This is a genomic window from Chromatiaceae bacterium (assembly GCA_016714645.1).
Classification (GTDB): Bacteria; Pseudomonadota; Gammaproteobacteria; order Chromatiales; family Chromatiaceae; genus M0108.
Genome location: JADKCI010000002.1, coordinates 128,657 through 143,832, shown reverse-complemented (window position 1 = coordinate 143,832; position 15,176 = coordinate 128,657). Strand labels below are relative to the sequence as shown.

General features: G+C 64.4%; 14 protein-coding genes. 4 read left to right on the top strand and 10 right to left on the bottom strand.

The window, feature by feature from the left end; translation table 11 throughout:
- The first annotated feature begins 409 nt into the window (after positions 1–409).
- Positions 410–1,111: a hypothetical protein gene (locus IPN92_07585; GenBank protein MBK8638146.1), complete on the top strand. Its 702-nt coding sequence runs from the start codon at positions 410–412 to the stop codon at positions 1,109–1,111.
- A 91-nt stretch (positions 1,112–1,202) separates the two neighbouring features.
- Entirely contained in the window at positions 1,203–1,808 is a 606-nt protein-coding gene (locus tag IPN92_07580; protein MBK8638145.1) for a hypothetical protein, read from the top strand.
- Positions 1,809–2,069: 261 nt separating this feature from the next.
- Here the strand turns inward: IPN92_07580 and IPN92_07575 are convergent, their stop codons facing one another.
- The 9 genes from IPN92_07575 to IPN92_07535 all read right to left on the bottom strand — a co-directional run bounded on the left by IPN92_07575 (position 2,070) and on the right by IPN92_07535 (position 10,013).
- Positions 2,070–2,396, bottom strand: coding sequence for a Na+/H+ antiporter subunit G (locus IPN92_07575; protein MBK8638144.1), 327 nt, complete (start codon positions 2,394–2,396; stop codon positions 2,070–2,072).
- A 23-nt stretch (positions 2,397–2,419) separates the two neighbouring features.
- Entirely contained in the window at positions 2,420–2,689 is a 270-nt protein-coding gene (locus IPN92_07570) for a K+/H+ antiporter subunit F (protein MBK8638143.1), read from the bottom strand.
- Positions 2,671–3,183: a Na+/H+ antiporter subunit E gene (locus IPN92_07565; protein MBK8638142.1), complete on the bottom strand. Its 513-nt coding sequence runs from the start codon at positions 3,181–3,183 to the stop codon at positions 2,671–2,673. The genes IPN92_07570 and IPN92_07565 overlap by 19 nt, the downstream gene beginning before the upstream one ends.
- Positions 3,184–3,201: 18 nt before the next feature.
- Complete coding sequence (locus IPN92_07560) at positions 3,202–3,615, bottom strand: DsrE family protein (protein MBK8638141.1); 414 nt, start codon at positions 3,613–3,615, stop codon at positions 3,202–3,204.
- A gap of 203 nt (positions 3,616–3,818) precedes the next feature.
- Positions 3,819–5,321 (bottom strand): monovalent cation/H+ antiporter subunit D, encoded by a 1,503-nt coding sequence (locus IPN92_07555; GenBank protein ID MBK8638140.1) that lies wholly within the window; start codon positions 5,319–5,321, stop codon positions 3,819–3,821.
- Complete coding sequence (locus IPN92_07550; protein MBK8638139.1) at positions 5,314–5,646, bottom strand: Na+/H+ antiporter subunit C; 333 nt, start codon at positions 5,644–5,646, stop codon at positions 5,314–5,316. The genes IPN92_07555 and IPN92_07550 overlap by 8 nt, the downstream gene beginning before the upstream one ends.
- The gene (locus IPN92_07545) at positions 5,647–8,478 is read right to left on the bottom strand and encodes a monovalent cation/H+ antiporter subunit A (protein MBK8638138.1); all 2,832 of its coding nucleotides are present in this window, start codon (positions 8,476–8,478) and stop codon (positions 5,647–5,649) included.
- 72 nt (positions 8,479–8,550) lie between these two features.
- Positions 8,551–9,354 (bottom strand): c-type cytochrome, encoded by an 804-nt coding sequence (locus IPN92_07540; protein MBK8638137.1) that lies wholly within the window; start codon positions 9,352–9,354, stop codon positions 8,551–8,553.
- A gap of 194 nt (positions 9,355–9,548) precedes the next feature.
- Entirely contained in the window at positions 9,549–10,013 is a 465-nt protein-coding gene (locus IPN92_07535) for a CBS domain-containing protein (GenBank protein MBK8638136.1), read from the bottom strand.
- Positions 10,014–10,483: 470 nt separating this feature from the next.
- Here IPN92_07535 and IPN92_07530 point away from each other — a divergent pair, with 470 nt between their 5' ends.
- Positions 10,484–13,390 (top strand): ribonucleoside-diphosphate reductase subunit alpha, encoded by a 2,907-nt coding sequence (locus IPN92_07530; GenBank protein ID MBK8638135.1) that lies wholly within the window; start codon positions 10,484–10,486, stop codon positions 13,388–13,390.
- Between the two features lie 126 nt (positions 13,391–13,516).
- Positions 13,517–14,350 (top strand): capsular biosynthesis protein, encoded by an 834-nt coding sequence (locus IPN92_07525; protein MBK8638134.1) that lies wholly within the window; start codon positions 13,517–13,519, stop codon positions 14,348–14,350.
- A gap of 94 nt (positions 14,351–14,444) precedes the next feature.
- On the opposite strand, the gene IPN92_07520 is transcribed toward IPN92_07525, so the two are convergent.
- Positions 14,445–15,128 (bottom strand): hypothetical protein, encoded by a 684-nt coding sequence (locus IPN92_07520; protein MBK8638133.1) that lies wholly within the window; start codon positions 15,126–15,128, stop codon positions 14,445–14,447.
- Between the last annotated feature and the right edge of the window lie 48 nt (positions 15,129–15,176).

Genomic DNA, 15,176 nt, shown 5'->3' with positions numbered 1-15,176 from the left:
AGTCTTGCCAGCCCCGTCCCCATAGCCGCATGCCCGGAGAACCGGACCAGATCCGGGGCGTTGGGGTGACCTCGGCCTGCTGGCGAGCCCTCGGCCCCTCTTGCGCCCCGGTGACGAGGGGTACCAGGACCATGAGGGCGAGGCCAATCAGCCAGCCTCCGAGAATGGCGCGGATGCGGTACATGGTGTCTCCTGAGAGCAGTGGACGTGATACCGGACCATATTGCCCCAAGGCCCCGGGATTTTCATCCGCCCGGCCTAATATTTGGCTCTCTTGCCCAACGGGACACCCAGGCAGCGACCTCAAGCCGGAGTATGGCCTGTTCAGACCCCTCCGAGGGCAAAGCGCCCGGCATTTTCCCGCCTCGGCCCCTCGACCTCGCCGCGCCGATCTGTCAACCTAATCGCCATGAAAGCAAGGCACCTCTTTCGCGCCCCGGGCGGCGCGGCGACACCGGATTCAGGCAGGCGGATTCCGGACCTCACCCATATCACGCTTGCCACCCTGGACCAGGCGGTGGACCTGGTGCGCGTCAATAAACTCGCCGATGGCTCCCGGGAGGCCGCCTTGCTGCGGGCCTACCCGGCCCTGCTGGCGGCGATCCAAGCGACCGATCGCGCCGCCGACGCCTTCCTGCTCGCGGCGACCTTCGCCCATGGGTCCCTGCCAAGCAGTTTGCGCATCGAGCAGGGCTGGTTGACCGCGGCGGTGCAGGCCTTCAGCCGGTCGCGGGGCGAGCAGACGGACTTTGCCGAGCAGGACGTTAACGCGGTCGCCGGCTGCCTCCAGTCTCTGGTAGCGGCCTCCCGGGTGCTGCATTTCGCCAACCCCGCCCTTTACCCAACCTGGGATGCCCATGTCGAGGGCTTTCGGCGGGGCCTGGCGCCGACCCCTTATCACATGGCCCAAACCGCCAACTATGCCGCATATGTCAAGGATATACAGGGCGTCAAGCGCGAGGAGGGCTTTCTCGGCTTCCACTTCGATTACTGCGTTAATTACCAGGAACGCCTGCGCCAACTCGCCATCCCGCCCTACCCCCTGACGGATATGAGGGTGGTGGAATCGGCGGTGCGTGAGATCATTCTCGCCCAGGGCGGGCAGTTATAAAGACGTGCCGAGTACCCTGATGCGGTTAGAGATTCGTACCCACACTGATCCTTCATCCCCGGCCATCAACCCAGGCCCTTCGGAGAACCCCATGCCACGCCCCCTCGCTGCGTCCCCGGCGGAGCAAACCCAGCCCATCCTCGGGGAGGAAGGCTTGCGGCTCATCCTCCATGAGTTGCAAATCGCCCGCGCCGAAACCCGTCACCAGTCAAGCCGTCTGCGCCTCATGGCCCTGGGACTGGGATTGATGGCGATCCTGGCGGGCTGGTCCGGCTACCAGGCCATTTCCAGCGCCGAGCCCCAGGCCCCCGTTACCGCGCCAGCGACCGCGATGAGCCCGGAGGCCCGTGCCGCCCAACGCCGGGAACTCCTGGCCATGCTGCCGGAGGCAACACGGGCGGAACTGGAGAAATTCGCTAAGGAGGCGGAATGGCTGGACCATTACATGCAGACCTGGGAGCCCGATCAGGCCGGCGCCCTGGTGGCCCTGATGCTCTTTCGTATGACCAAGACCATGGATACCCTGCCGGAGATGGAACGGAACATGCGCGTCATGAGCGGTCAAATGGCAGCCCTGCCCGCCATCGTCGGCGAACTCAATCAAATCAACGTCAAAATGAGCGTTATCACCAGTAACCTGGACTCCACCATGGGCCGCGCCGGACGCATGATGCCCTGGATGCCCTTCGCACCCTGATGTATACCCAACAACACCTGTGTTTTCGGTTTCCCGGGCCGGGTGGTGTCTGGCGGGGGACGCCGTGAATACGTCCCTGTAGGCTTGGCGACAGCATCCCTGCTGTCGACACCCCCGCCAGCCCCCACCCGACCCTCCTGTTATGTGCCAAAGAGGGACGGGCTCTGGGAAATCAGCCCGCCCGCCGACGAATCTCCCCCTGCCCTGGCCGCCCGAGAACCCTGGCGGCTTATCCCCGCTTGTTTCCAGGCCCCCCAGCCGCTATTGGGATGAATCCCCCGGTCTCGCGCTTTGCCCAACCCTCGGCACCTTCAGGTGCAGCGCCGCCTTGGCCAGCAGGTGGGCGGAGACGGGGGCGGTGATGAAGAGAAAGAGGGTAACCAGAATCTCGTGCAGGCTGATGCCAGGGCCCTGGGTACTGAAATTAATCGCGGAGGCAATGAGCAGGCTCCCCACTCCCAGGGTCGTGGCCTTGGTGGGGGCATGGAGGCGGGTGTAAAAATCGGGCAGGCGCGCCAGCCCCAGGGCGCCAATGAAGGTAAAAATAGCCCCGGCCAGGATCAGGAAGGACAGCAACAGTTCCAGCATCTTGAGAGACTCCCGGGGCCGGGCTAATCGATAATATCCCCGCGCAAGAGATACTTGCACAGGGCCACGGTACTGACGAAGCCAATGAGGGCAATCAGCAGGGCGGCCTCGAAATAGAGGCCGGAACCCAACCGGATCCCCAGCAGGATCAAGAGGGCGATGGCATTGATGGCGAGGGTGTCCAGGGCCAGGATGCGGTCCGGGGCACTGGGACCTACCAGGAGACGCCAAAAGCCGAGGGCGATCGCCACGGCCACCAGGGCAAAGGCCATGTTCAGGACGATGGCGAGCATGGTTCGAACACCTTTTTCAGTGGGGCCTCGTAGCGCGCCTTGATCTCCTGGATCAGGGCATCCGGGTCTGGGGCATCCAGGGCATGTACCCGCAGGCTACGGTGATCCGGGCTGAGCTCCAGGGACACGGTGCCTGGCGTCAGGCTGATGGTGTTGGCCAGAAGGCTGATGCCGATCTCGCCCTTGAGGTCCAGGGGCACCTCGAAGAAGGCCGGCCTCAGCTTCCCGGGTTGGCCCAGGATGAGCCGGGCCACGGTCAGGTTGGCCACCAGGATGTCCCACAGGACCACGCCGATGAAGCGCAGCAGGGTCAGAGGCGCGTGCAACCGTAGGGTCTCTGGCCAAAAGCGCCAGGTAAAGAGTGGGATCAGCCAGCCCAGCAACAGCCCGAGCAGGATATGCCCCGGCGCCAGACTGTTGTTGAGCAGGAGCCATACCAGGACGAGGACCAGGGTCAGCCGGGGCTGGGGCAGCCAGCGCGGGAACGGGGTCATCAAGATTCTCATCTACTCTCAAGGCTTGATATAGGCCGCGCCCTCGTGCTGAAGTTGGGCCAGCCGCACCACGCCGGAGGGTGTGTACACCACCTCGCTGATAAACTGCTCCGGCTTCAGATTACGGTTTTTGAGGGTGATCTGGCATACCTCGAAGGTTACGCCCCGCTGGACGAGTGGCTTGATGAGGTTTTCGTAGGGATTGCCTTTGGGATCCTTGGCATCGGTCATGAGGAAATCCACGCCATTGGCATGCGATACCACGGAGATTTTGGCGAGGGGATCAACATCCAGATGATTTTGGACATTGCGCAAGGCCTTGGGGGCCACCGTCGCATCATCGATGTGGTAAACGACGAGATCCTCCGCCAGCACTACCGCGGACATCAAAACCAGGGCCAGTCCCAATAATAGGTGTCGTATTTTCGGCATGGTGTTTCCTCTCTGGGGGTTATTGTCATCTTGGTTGATGAAATCGGCATCCACCAAACGGCATCGAAGGTTGAAGTATAGGGGGTTGACGAAACCCATGCGAACCCCGGTGAGAGGCCGCTTGCTTGAAAGATAATCCCAGCGCCAGTCATTGTTCGGCCTCTGTAGCGGGAAGGCCGGGTGGCGGTGGTCCAATCCCCGGATCACCCCTCTGCCAGGACCGCCTGGATATAGAGCCCCGGCTCCAGCAACTGATCCGCGATGGCGGTCGTCACCTCCAGCCAGGTTCCGGCCCCAAAGGTCAGAATCAACGTCAGCATGAGTAGACCGATGGCGGGGCCCAGGGTCACGGGCCGGTTGCCCACCGCGACCACCCCCGGGACCGCCGCCGACCGGAAGAAGAGCAGGCTCCCGGAGCGGGCCAGGGCCAGAATGCCCAGGAGGCCGCTCGTCAGGACGACCCCCAGGACCCAGGGCCAGGCCGGATGGGCCAGGGACGCCCGCAGCAGTAGGAACTTGCCGATAAAGCCCGAGAAGGGCGGCAGACCCGCCAGCAGCACGGCGCACAGGAAAAAGAGGGCACCGACCAGGGGGGCCGAGGGGATATCCGGCGCGGGCTCGAAGCGATCGCCGAACGCCCCCCGCCCCTGGGCGATGCGGTCCGTCAGCAGGAAGAGGGCGGCGGCGGCAAAGGTCGAGTGGGGCAGATAATAGAGACCGGCGGCGATGGCGTCCCGACCGCCGAGACCGAAGGCGATGAGCAGGGTCCCCACCGAGGCGATCACCAGATAGGCGGCTTGATCCGTCAGGCGCCGGGCACCCAGGGCCCCCACCATGCCGGCCAGCAGGGTCACCAGGGCCAGGGGCAGGAGCCAGTCCTGGTAGAGGCCCGTGAAGCCCGGGGCGGCGGCGCCGAGCATCAGGGTGGCGATGCGCAGGATAGCGTAGGCCCCGACCTTGGTCATGATGGCGAAGAGGGCCGCCACCGGGGCACTGGCGCGGCCATAGGTGGCGGGCAGCCAGAGGTGCAGAGGTAGGAGCGCCGCCTTAAGGGCGAAGACGCCAAACAGCAGCAGGACCGCCGTGCGCACCGGACCCAGGTTGGCCTCCGGCGTCTGGGCCATGAGCAGGGCCAGATGAGCCATGTTCAGGGTGCCGAAGAGGCCGTAGAGGAGGCCGGCGGCGATCAGAAAGAGCGCGGAACCGGCCAGGTTGATCACCACATAGTGCAGGTTCGCCAGGGTCCGGGCGGCGCCACCCCCATGCAGGGCCAGACCGTAGGAGGCCAGCAGCAGGACCTCGAAGAAGACAAAGAGGTTAAACAGATCGCCGGTGAGGAAGGCGCCATTGAGGCCGAACAACTGCAACTGGAAGAGGACATGAAAGTGCCGGCCCTGGGCATCCAGGCCCTGACAGGCGTGCCAGAGGGCGAACAGAGCCACCAGGGCCGTGATCAGTAGCATCCAGGCCGCCAGCCGATCCGCCACCAGGACGATACCGTAGGGCGCGGGCCAGTTGCCCAGGGCATGGGTCAGGATGGCACCGTCCAGGGTGGCATCCAGCAAGGCCATGGCCAGCAGGACCTGTACCGCCACGGACAGGAGCCCCAGGCCGCGGCGCCAGCGCAGGTTCCCTTCCCGGAACAAGAGCAGCACCACCCCCACCACCAAGGGGACCAGGACCGGAGCTATGGCCAAATCACTCATGGTTTGCCTCCCCATCCACCTGGTCGGTCCCCAACTCCGCCCGGGCCTTGATCGCCAGCAGGATGACAAAGGCCGTCATGGCGAAGCCGATGACGATCGCCGTGAGCACCAGGGCCTGGGGCAAGGGGTCGGTGTACCCGGAGGGGCCGAGGCCAATCACCGGCGGCCGGCCGATCACCAGCCGCCCGGAGGCAAAGAGAAAGAGATTGACGGCGTAGGAAAGGAGCGTTAGCCCCAGCACCACCGAGAAAGTCTGGGCCCGCAGCAGCAAATAGACGCCACAGGTGGTCAGCACACCGACCAGGAGAGAGATGATGGCCTCCATTCAGCCGTCCCTCCCCGCGGCCATCGCCTCCGGCGCGCCGCCAGGCCCGGTCTCCCGGGTGGCATCGTGCATCAAGCCCAGATGGATGAGGATCAACAAGGTCGCCCCCACTACCACCAGCCACACCCCCAGGTCGAAGATCATGGCGGAGGCCAGCTCGAATTCACCCACCAGGGGCCAGTCGAAATGACCGAAGGTCGTCGTCAAATAGGGATAGCCAAAGAGGAAGCTCGCCACGCCCGTGAGGGTGGCGATGAGCAGGCCAGTGCCGATCAGGGGCTGCATCCTGCCCGGCAAGCGCTTCTGGGTCCAGGCCACGCCATTGGCCAGATACTGCAGAATGAGGGCGATGGCCGTGACGAGGCCGGCGATAAAGCCACCACCCGGTAGGTTATGGCCCCGGAGCAGAATAAAGACGGCCACCAGCAAAGTCAGGGGCAATACCAGGCGCGCCAGCGAAGACAGGATGATGGGATGCGCGTCCCGGTCCCAGAGCCGGTCCAGGCCATCGCCAGGCTGGCCCGCCAGCCGGAGATTCTCCAGCATGGCGTGGATCGCCAGACCTGCCAGGGCCAGGACCGTGATCTCGCCCAGGGTATCGAAGCCACGAAAATCCACCAGGATGACATTGACCACGTTGCGGCCCCCGCCGCCGGGAATGCTGTTCTCCAGGAAGTAGCCGGCGATGCTCTCGTAGGGCCGGGTCAGGAGGGCCCAGGTCAGGGCGCTCATGCCGAGACCCGCGAACAGCGCCACCACCAGGTCCCGGATGCGCCTGAGGCGATGGGTCTCCGGGCGCGAGGCCTGGGGGAGGAAAAAGAGGGCCAGGAGCAGCAGGATCACGGTCACCACTTCGACGGACAATTGGGTCAAGGCCAGGTCGGGGGCGGAGAAGATGACAAAAATCAGGGCGACCATCAGGCCGACGGCACCCAGGAGGATGAGGCCGAGAAAGCGCTGGCAATGCCAGATCAGGGTCGCGAGGGCTGCCCCGACCATGATGATACTGGCCACCAGGCTGACGACGTCGAGGGGCAGCAAGGGCAAGGGCCCCGTCAAGGAGGAACCCGATCCCAGCCAACCTGCGGTCCCCAGCACCAAGGCCGAGATGAGAAAGGTCAACAGCAGCCGTTGCAGGGAGGCCTTACCCAGCCAGGCCGTGACACCCTGGGCCAGAAGCACCAAGCGGTTCAGTGCCCAATCATAGCCCCGCCGGGCGTCGAGCCGATCCCCCACCCGATCCCACCAGACATAGAGGGGCTTGCGCGCGGCGTAGATGAGGACGCCGCCGGTCATGGCGATGAGACTCATGAAGACGGCGGGGCTGAAGCCATGCCAGAGGGCCAGGTCATGGACTGGTGGCGGCCCTTGAAGCACGGCTTCTACCGCCAGATTCAGGATCGGTTCCACCGTCAGGGCCGGGGCCATGCCCACCAGGAGGCAAAGGACGACCAGCACCTCCACCGGTACCCGCATCCAGCGCGGGGGTTCGTGGGGCTGGTGGGGTAAGTCCACCGGCTCCCCATTGAAAAAGACATCGTGGACAAACCGCAGGGAATAGGCGACCGCGAAGGCCCCCGCGAGGGTGGCCGCTACCGGCACCAACCAACCGAGCCACAGGGTCCCGGCGACCGCGGCGGCCTCGCCAAAGAACATCTCCTTGGACAGAAAGCCATTGAAGAGAGGCACGCCGGCCATGGCCGAGGCCGCCACCATGGCCAGGGTGCCCGTGTAGGGCATAACGCGCCAGAGCCCGTTGATGCGCCGCATGTCTCGGGTGCCGGTTTCGTGGTCGATGATGCCGGCGGCCATGAAGAGGCCCGCCTTGAAGGTGGCGTGGTTGATGATGTGAAAGACCCCGGCCACCGCCGCCATGGGGGTACCGATGCCGAATAGGACCGTGATGAGCCCCAGGTGGCTGATGGTGGAATAGGCCAGTAGACCCTTGATATCGTGCTGGAAGAGGGCGATGACGGCACCGGTCAGCAAGGTCATCATGCCAAAGCCCGTCACGAAATAGTTCCATTCCCAGGTCCCCGACAGGGCCGGAAAGAGGCGCGCCAGCAGGAAGACCCCGGCCTTGACCATGGTCGCCGAATGCAGATAGCTGGAGACCGGCGTGGGGGCCGCCATGGCATGGGGTAGCCAGAAGTGGAACGGGAACTGGGCGGATTTGGTAAAAATCCCCAGCAGGATCAGGAGCAGGGTCGGCCCGTAAAAGGGGTGGGCGCGGATGAGATCCCCCGAGGCCAGGACGACGCTCAGCTCATAGCTGCCCGTCATCTGGCCAAGCAGCAGAATGCCGCCAAAGAGGGCCAGGCCACCGGCACCGGTCATCGCCAGGGCCATGCGGGCACCCCGGCGGGCGTCTGCGCGCTGGCGCCAGTAACCGACGAGCAGGAAGGAACTGAGACTGGTCAGTTCCCAGAACATCAGCATCTGAATCAGGTTTTCCGACAGCACCACCCCCAGCATGGCGCCCATGAATAGGAGCAGATAGGAGTAAAGACGCCCCAGGTTGTCCTTTTCGGACAGGTAATAGCGGGCATAGAGGACGACCAAACCGCCAATGCCGAGGATGAGGCCGGCAAAGAGGAGGCCCAGGCCATCCAGACGGAAGGAGATATCCAGCCCCACCCCTGGCAGCCAGTCCCAGCGCTCGATGCGCGTCTCCCCCGCCACCAGGGGATCCAGGAGGGAGAACAGCAGGATCACCGGGGCCAGAACGACCAGGAAGGTGACGAGAATGGCGGCGGCTCGGCCCTGCTTGCTGGCCCAGGCCACCCCCACTGCGCCCAGAAAGGGCAGTAGGACAATGAGCATGAGGGTCATACAGCGTTCAACCTAGGGCCGCGGCCCTGGCGCCAACCTTGGGGTCAACCAGCGTAGAGGACGGGATCATCATCAGGGCCGGGGTGGCGTAGTTGGCGCTGGGGTTGCGGGCAGGCCAGGGACCGTGGCGTTCGCGGGCGGACTCGGATAGACATAGCCCCGGAAATCCGGGTTTCGCCAATCCGCCGCGCCGAGACGTTCGGCGGAAGGACGCAGGCGCGAGGTATAGTCCAGGACCGCCATTTCCTCGCGCGGCGCCATACCCTTGATCTGCTCCACCATCTTGGGATCCGAGTTCCTGCGTCGGCCGTCCCGAATCGCATCGAACTGGCGCACCAGATAATTGAAGTGTTGGCCCGCGACAGCGGGGACATGCTCCTGCTCGTCCCCCTGCCCCCGGTCGCCATGGCACTTGGCGCAATTGTCCTGGTAAAGCTGGGCACCCAGTTCTAGATCGGTGCCCGGCCCCACCCCGTTTTGGGGATTCATGGGGAGTTGCGCCAGATAGGCCGCCACATCGGCGATATTCTGGGGACCGCCCAGTACCTGCGGCACCGAAAAGGGGTACATGAGGGGATTATCGCGGTTGCGCGCCCGGATGTCGGCCAACTGCTTGATGATGACGGTCCGATGTTGGCCGGCAATCTGCGGATAGGTCCCATCGAGAGTTCCCCAGCCCTCGGGCCGGTGACAAACGGCGCAGGTGATGTAGGCCTTGTGTCCGTTGGCGGGATTCGGGGTCAGCGCCAGCACCTCGTCGTACTCGGCCTGGGCGACCTCGGCCGAGGTGGATGCCGCCACTGGACCCGCCACCAGGGCCAACCCCAGGCTGGTCAGGGCGAGCCAGCGGCACCCATGGACAATCCGCGTCTTCATATCTGCCTCCTAAAGGTCCGGAGAAGGAGCCCACCAAGGGGCTCGCGCCATGTGCCATCACGGTTTCGGAAACCCGGCCGGCAATGCCGCGGGCCAGGTTTGTTTTTCCAGACTGAGTGTGACCAGACCCCTGCTCTAGGGTTCCCAGCCAATCGCGCCAGGGGCCGGGCGCGTAACCGGAGCCCAGGGCCCGGCTAACGGGACTTGAGGGTGCCCGCTACGTTGGCGTGGAATATAGCCTTGTGGACATCACCCAAGCTCAAAACCCCCACCAGGCGGCCATTCTCGGCCACCGGGATGCGGCGGAATTTGTTGCGGACCATGATGGTCGTGGCCCGCAGCACATGCATATCCGGCGTCACCGCGATGGGATTGCGGGTCATGAGATCGGACACATAGAGGTCGAGAACCTCCGCGTACCGGCCCATTTCCAGATCGAGATCCACGTTGCCCAGGCCCTCCTCCATCAGGCGTTCGAAGGTGGGGAAGAGATGGTGGAGCAGGTCTTTCTCGGCGATGAAGCCAATGAGGGTGCCGTCCTCCTCCGTGACCGGTAAACCGTGGTAACGGTAAAGGCACATCAGGGAGGCTACTTCCATCACCCGGGTATCGGGACGCACCGCGCGCACCGACTTGTTCATGACGTCTCTGACTTGCATGGAATCAGTTCTCCGTTGGATTTTTATGAATATCAGCCGATCTGGCGGTCCCCCGCTCGGGATGCGCCGTCCCCCTTCAGTGATCGTCGCGGGATTATACCCGCCATAGCCCCCTTTTGTGATTCCTGGCGCTGTCATTTTAGCTCCGGCAACCCATGCCCGCCCCGCCGCGTCCAGGGTTGATTTATCCACAAGCGCCGCCGCTCCCAAGTCGCGCCAGCGCCGGGAAAAGGGACCGCCGGCGGACCCGGGAACCCGAAAATTATCCACAGGCCTTCCACAGCCTATTCACCACCACAAGCACTCTTAACCACAATATCTAGTGGTTGACGATGATCACTAACCCTGGATATTGTGCTATCCCACCTTATCGACCCCGCTAGCCACAGCCCCCGTTGCACCCGGAAGTGGTCGGTAAAGCCCCGACAAGATCCCTGCCACCACCGACTGCCCCATCATTGAGGAGAGCCATGGCCGACAACCCGACCGCCGTCGCACCGAATGCCGCCACCCCGCTAGCGGCCGAGACCCACGCCAGCCAGACCGAGGGCGGCTTACCCGCCTCCGGCAAATTTCAGGTGATCCGCCGCAACGGCCAGGTTACCCACTTCGACGCCACCAAGATCATGGTGGCCATGACCAAGGCCTTCCTCGCCGTCGAGGGTGGCACGGCCGCGGTCTCCAGCCGCGTTCACGATCGGGTGCGCGAACTCACGGATCAGGTCGTCATGGCCCTCACCCGCCGGCTGCCCAGCGGGGGTACGGTCCACATCGAGGATATCCAGGATCAGGTGGAGCTGGCCCTGATGCGCGCGGGGGAGCACAAGATCGCCCGTGACTATGTCCTCTACCGCGAGGAGCGCGCCCGGGAACGCGCCGCCCGCGCCGCGGCCGTCGCGGCCGAGACCCCAGCGACGCCCACCCCTGGTCTGCGGGTCACCCTCCCCGACGGCAGCCTCCATCCCCTGGATCTGGCCCGGATGCGCCGCCTGCTGAGCGAGGCCTGCCGCGATAGCGAGGCCATTGATGGCGAGGCCATCCTCACCGATACCTGCCGCAACCTCTTTGACGGTGTCCGCGAGGCCGATGTCGCCCAGGCCCTGGTCATGAGCGCCCGTGCCCTGATCGAAAAGGACCCGGACTACAGCCAGGTCGCCGCCCGCCTGCTCCTCGACATCCTGCGCCGCGAGGCCCTCGGCTTCCTGGGGCTGGGCCAGGGCGCCGAAACTCAGGCGGACCTGGCCGATCGCTATGCCGACTACTTCGCCGCCTACATCAAGCAGGCCGGCGACCTGGAGCTGGTGGACCGCCGCCTCGGCCAGTTCGACCTGGCCCGCCTGGGCGCCGCCCTCCAATCCGAGCGAGACCTCCAGTTCACCTACCTCGGCCTCCAAACCCTCTACGACCGCTACTTCATCCATACCGCGGAAGGCCTGCGCTTCGAGCTGCCCCAGGCCTTCTTCATGCGCGTGGCCATGGGCCTGGCCATCAACGAGATCGACCGCGAGGAACGCGCCATCGAGTTCTACGAACTCCTGTCCCGCTTCGACTTCATGAGTTCCACCCCCACCCTTTTCAACTCCGGCACCCTGAGGCCCCAGCTCTCCTCCTGCTACCTCACCACGGTCCCGGATGACCTCGACGGCATTTACGGCGCCATCAAGGACAATGCCCTCCTGTCCAAGTTCGCCGGCGGCCTGGGCAACGACTGGACCCGGGTACGCGGCATGGGCGCCCACATCAAGGGCACCAACGGCCGCAGTCAGGGTGTGGTGCCCTTCCTCAAGGTGGCCAACGATACCGCCGTGGCGGTCAACCAGGGGGGCAAGCGCAAAGGCGCCGTCTGTGCCTATCTGGAGACCTGGCACCTGGACATCGAGGAATTCCTGGATCTGCGCAAGAATACCGGCGACGACCGCCGCCGCACCCATGACATGAACACCGCCAACTGGGTGCCGGATCTCTTCATGAAGCGGGTGGCGGAGGATAGCGACTGGACCCTCTTCTCCCCGGACGAGACACCCGATCTGCATGACCTCACCGGCCAGGCCTTTGAGACCGCCTATGCCGCCTATGAGGATCGCGCCGCCCGCGGCGAGATGAAGGTCAGCAAGCGGCTGAAGGCCGTGGACCTCTGGCGCCGGATGCTGGCCATGCTGTTCGAGACCGGCCACCCCTGGGTCACCTTCAAGGACCCCTGCAACCTGCGCTATACCAATCAACACGTCGGCCGGGTCCACAGTTCCAATCTCTGCACCGAGATCACCCTGCACACCAACGACCAGGAGATTGCCGTCTGCAACCTGGGTTCGGTGAACCTGGCCGCCCACGTCGGCGCCCAGGGCCTGGACAACGCCAAGCTCCAACGCACGGTCACCACCGCCATGCGCATGCTCGACAACGTCATCGATTACAACTTCTACAACGTCCCCCAGGCGCGGCGCTCCAACCTCCGCCACCGGCCCGTGGGGCTGGGCCTCATGGGCTTCCAGGACGCCCTCTATAAGCTGCGCATCCCTTACGCCACCCAGGAGGCGGTCCAGTTCGCCGACGAGAGCATGGAGGCCATCGCCTACTATGCCATCCGCGCCTCCACCGATCTCGCCGAGGAACGGGGCCGTTACTCCAGTTTCGAGGGCAGTCTCTGGAGCCAGGGCATCCTCCCCCTGGACTCCATCGATCTCCTGGAGACCGGCCGCGGCGGCTTCCTGCAGATGGATCGCAGCCAGACCCAGGACTGGGCGGCCCTGCGGGCGAGGGTCCTCCAGGTCGGCATGCGCAACTCCAACTGCATGGCCATCGCCCCCACGGCGACCATCTCCAACATCGCTGGCGTCAGTCAGTCCATCGAGCCCACCTACCAGAACCTCTTCGTCAAGTCGAATCTCTCCGGCGAATTCACCGTCGTTAATCCCTACCTGGTCAGGGACCTCAAGGAACTGGGTCTCTGGGATGCGGTGATGGTCAATGATCTCAAGTACTTCGATGGCTCGGTCCAGGCCATCGACCGCGTTCCCGCGTCCCTCAAGGAACTCTACGCCACCGCCTTCGAGATCGACGCCCGCTGGCTGGTGGAGGCCGGCAGCCGCCGCCAGAAGTGGCTCGACCAGGCCCAGAGCCTCAACCTCTACATGAGCGAGCCCAACGGCAAGAAGCTCGACAACCTCTACAAACTGGCCTGGGTGCGGGGTCTCAAGACCACCTACTACCTGCGCTCCATGGGCGCCACCCACGTCGAGAAGTCCACCATGACCAACACCGGCAGGACCCGCCCCAGCGCCGTCGGCGGCAATTACCTCACCACCAAGACCGCCGGCAAGGCCGAGATCCCTAAGGCCTGCTCCATCCTCGACCCGGAGTGCGAGGCCTGTCAGTAGCCGGTTAGGGGGCCTGGCCTTGCCGGGCCCCCGCGACCCCACCACCCAGGAAGGCTTGATCCTGGGCCCGGGGGCCGCAAATGCGTACAATCCGTCCGCAAGTTCAAGGAACCCCAGCCCCCCCCCATGATCGACCTGCACTGCCATATGCTGCCCGGCATCGACGATGGACCTACGGAACTCGAGACCGCGCTGGAGATGGCCCGGGTGGCCGTCGGGGACGGCATCACCCTGACCGCCTGCACCCCACACATCTACCCCGGGCTCTTCGAGAACGATGCCCACTCTATCTCGGCCGCGGTCGACGCCTTTCGCCTGCATCTGCGGGAGGCCGGCATCCCCTTGGAGATCACCACCGGCGCCGATATCCAAATCGTCCCGGAACTCCTGGATGGCCTGAAATCCGGGCGATTTCCCTGCCTGCACGGCTCACGTTATTTTCTCTTCGAGCCACCCCATCACACGGTGCCGCCACGCTTTCTGGATACGATCTTCGATGCCCTGTCCGCGGGCTTTGTGCCGGTCATCACCCACCCGGAGCGTCTGACCTGGTTGGATGACAAGCATTATGGCTGGTTCGTGGAGGCGGCGCGCCAGGGAGCCTGGATTCAGGTGACGGCTGGCGCTGTCACCGGGCGTTTTCGCGAGCAGCCGCAATACTGGGCGGAGCGCTTCCTGGACGACGGTCTGGTGCACCTCCTGGCCACGGACGCCCATCATTTCCAGCGCCGCCCTCCCCTGTTGGCGGAAGGTCGCAAGGCGGCGGCCAAATGGGTGGGACCGGAAGAGGCGGCGCGGCTGGTCCTGGATCGCCCCCGGGCGATCATCGCCGACCAGGAGCCGGGGAGCGTTATTCCCCCCCGAGGTCTTGGGGGACCAGAATGGGATAGGAGTCGTGAGCGCGCGCAGGCAAGTGGCGGCTGGTTTTCCCGCTGGTTTCGGGCAAAATCCGGTGGGTAAGATTTAACCCGGTAAACCACAATACCCGTCGATTCCTAGACATAAAAAAGCCAGCCCTCGACCTAGGGCTGGCATTTCTTATTGTCGGAACGGTTTAGTTGCTGATGGGAGGGGGGGTGGGGTTATTATTGTCGTCGTCATTAGTGGCGGCTGCGGCTGCGGCGACGCCAACAAACCCTGCGCCCACAACCGCTGCCGTAGCTGCGGCACCCATACCCAGGATGCCGCCCGTAGCACCTCCCGTACCAGCCACTGCCGCACCACTGCCAACCACGGCTACGGGCGGGCAATCATCGTTTTTGTCATCGTTATTGCGGCGCTCCTCGCAGTCGCAATCATCCTTGGGATTGGCATTCTTGGCGGCGGCATCGCATTGGGCCTTGCTGCGAGCCTTCTTATTGCCAATGGCGGCCAACTGGGCCTGGGGAAGAGCGCCGTCGGCGACGCCGGACTTAGGATCGACCTTGTAAACGCCAACACCCTTAGCCGCGCAAGTACTGACGCCCTGCACCGCGAGCATGGCCATCTCACCCAATTCGTATTGGCAGCCATCGGCAAAGGCCAGGATGGCGCTGCCGCCCTCCAGAACCATGAGACGGTCACCTTCCTTTAGGGTCATGCCCTCGCGGGCGGGTACATATTTGGCATCCTGGCTGGCAACCGCCGCGCCATCGATGCGAACCAGTGTTGCAACTTGAGCCTGATCGGCGGCTACCGCCATGCCTATGAAGCCAAGGCCTGACAATACGGCCATACTGATTTGATTACGTATCTTCATTGTTTCTTCTCCATCTAATTGAATGTTGTGTTCGCGACCAGGCCCATG

Coding starts and splice junctions, on each gene's coding strand:
- IPN92_07585 (MBK8638146.1), top strand. CDS start 410: ATGAAAGCAAGGCACCTCTTTCGCGCCCCGGGCGGCGCGGCGACACCG.
- IPN92_07580 (MBK8638145.1), top strand. CDS start 1,203: ATGCCACGCCCCCTCGCTGCGTCCCCGGCGGAGCAAACCCAGCCCATC.
- IPN92_07575 (MBK8638144.1), bottom strand. CDS start 2,396: ATGCTGGAACTGTTGCTGTCCTTCCTGATCCTGGCCGGGGCTATTTTT.
- IPN92_07570 (MBK8638143.1), bottom strand. CDS start 2,689: ATGCTCGCCATCGTCCTGAACATGGCCTTTGCCCTGGTGGCCGTGGCG.
- IPN92_07565 (MBK8638142.1), bottom strand. CDS start 3,183: ATGACCCCGTTCCCGCGCTGGCTGCCCCAGCCCCGGCTGACCCTGGTC.
- IPN92_07560 (MBK8638141.1), bottom strand. CDS start 3,615: ATGCCGAAAATACGACACCTATTATTGGGACTGGCCCTGGTTTTGATG.
- IPN92_07555 (MBK8638140.1), bottom strand. CDS start 5,321: ATGAGTGATTTGGCCATAGCTCCGGTCCTGGTCCCCTTGGTGGTGGGG.
- IPN92_07550 (MBK8638139.1), bottom strand. CDS start 5,646: ATGGAGGCCATCATCTCTCTCCTGGTCGGTGTGCTGACCACCTGTGGC.
- IPN92_07545 (MBK8638138.1), bottom strand. CDS start 8,478: ATGACCCTCATGCTCATTGTCCTACTGCCCTTTCTGGGCGCAGTGGGG.
- IPN92_07540 (MBK8638137.1), bottom strand. CDS start 9,354: ATGAAGACGCGGATTGTCCATGGGTGCCGCTGGCTCGCCCTGACCAGC.
- IPN92_07535 (MBK8638136.1), bottom strand. CDS start 10,013: ATGCAAGTCAGAGACGTCATGAACAAGTCGGTGCGCGCGGTGCGTCCC.
- IPN92_07530 (MBK8638135.1), top strand. CDS start 10,484: ATGGCCGACAACCCGACCGCCGTCGCACCGAATGCCGCCACCCCGCTA.
- IPN92_07525 (MBK8638134.1), top strand. CDS start 13,517: ATGATCGACCTGCACTGCCATATGCTGCCCGGCATCGACGATGGACCT.
- IPN92_07520 (MBK8638133.1), bottom strand. CDS start 15,128: ATGAAGATACGTAATCAAATCAGTATGGCCGTATTGTCAGGCCTTGGC.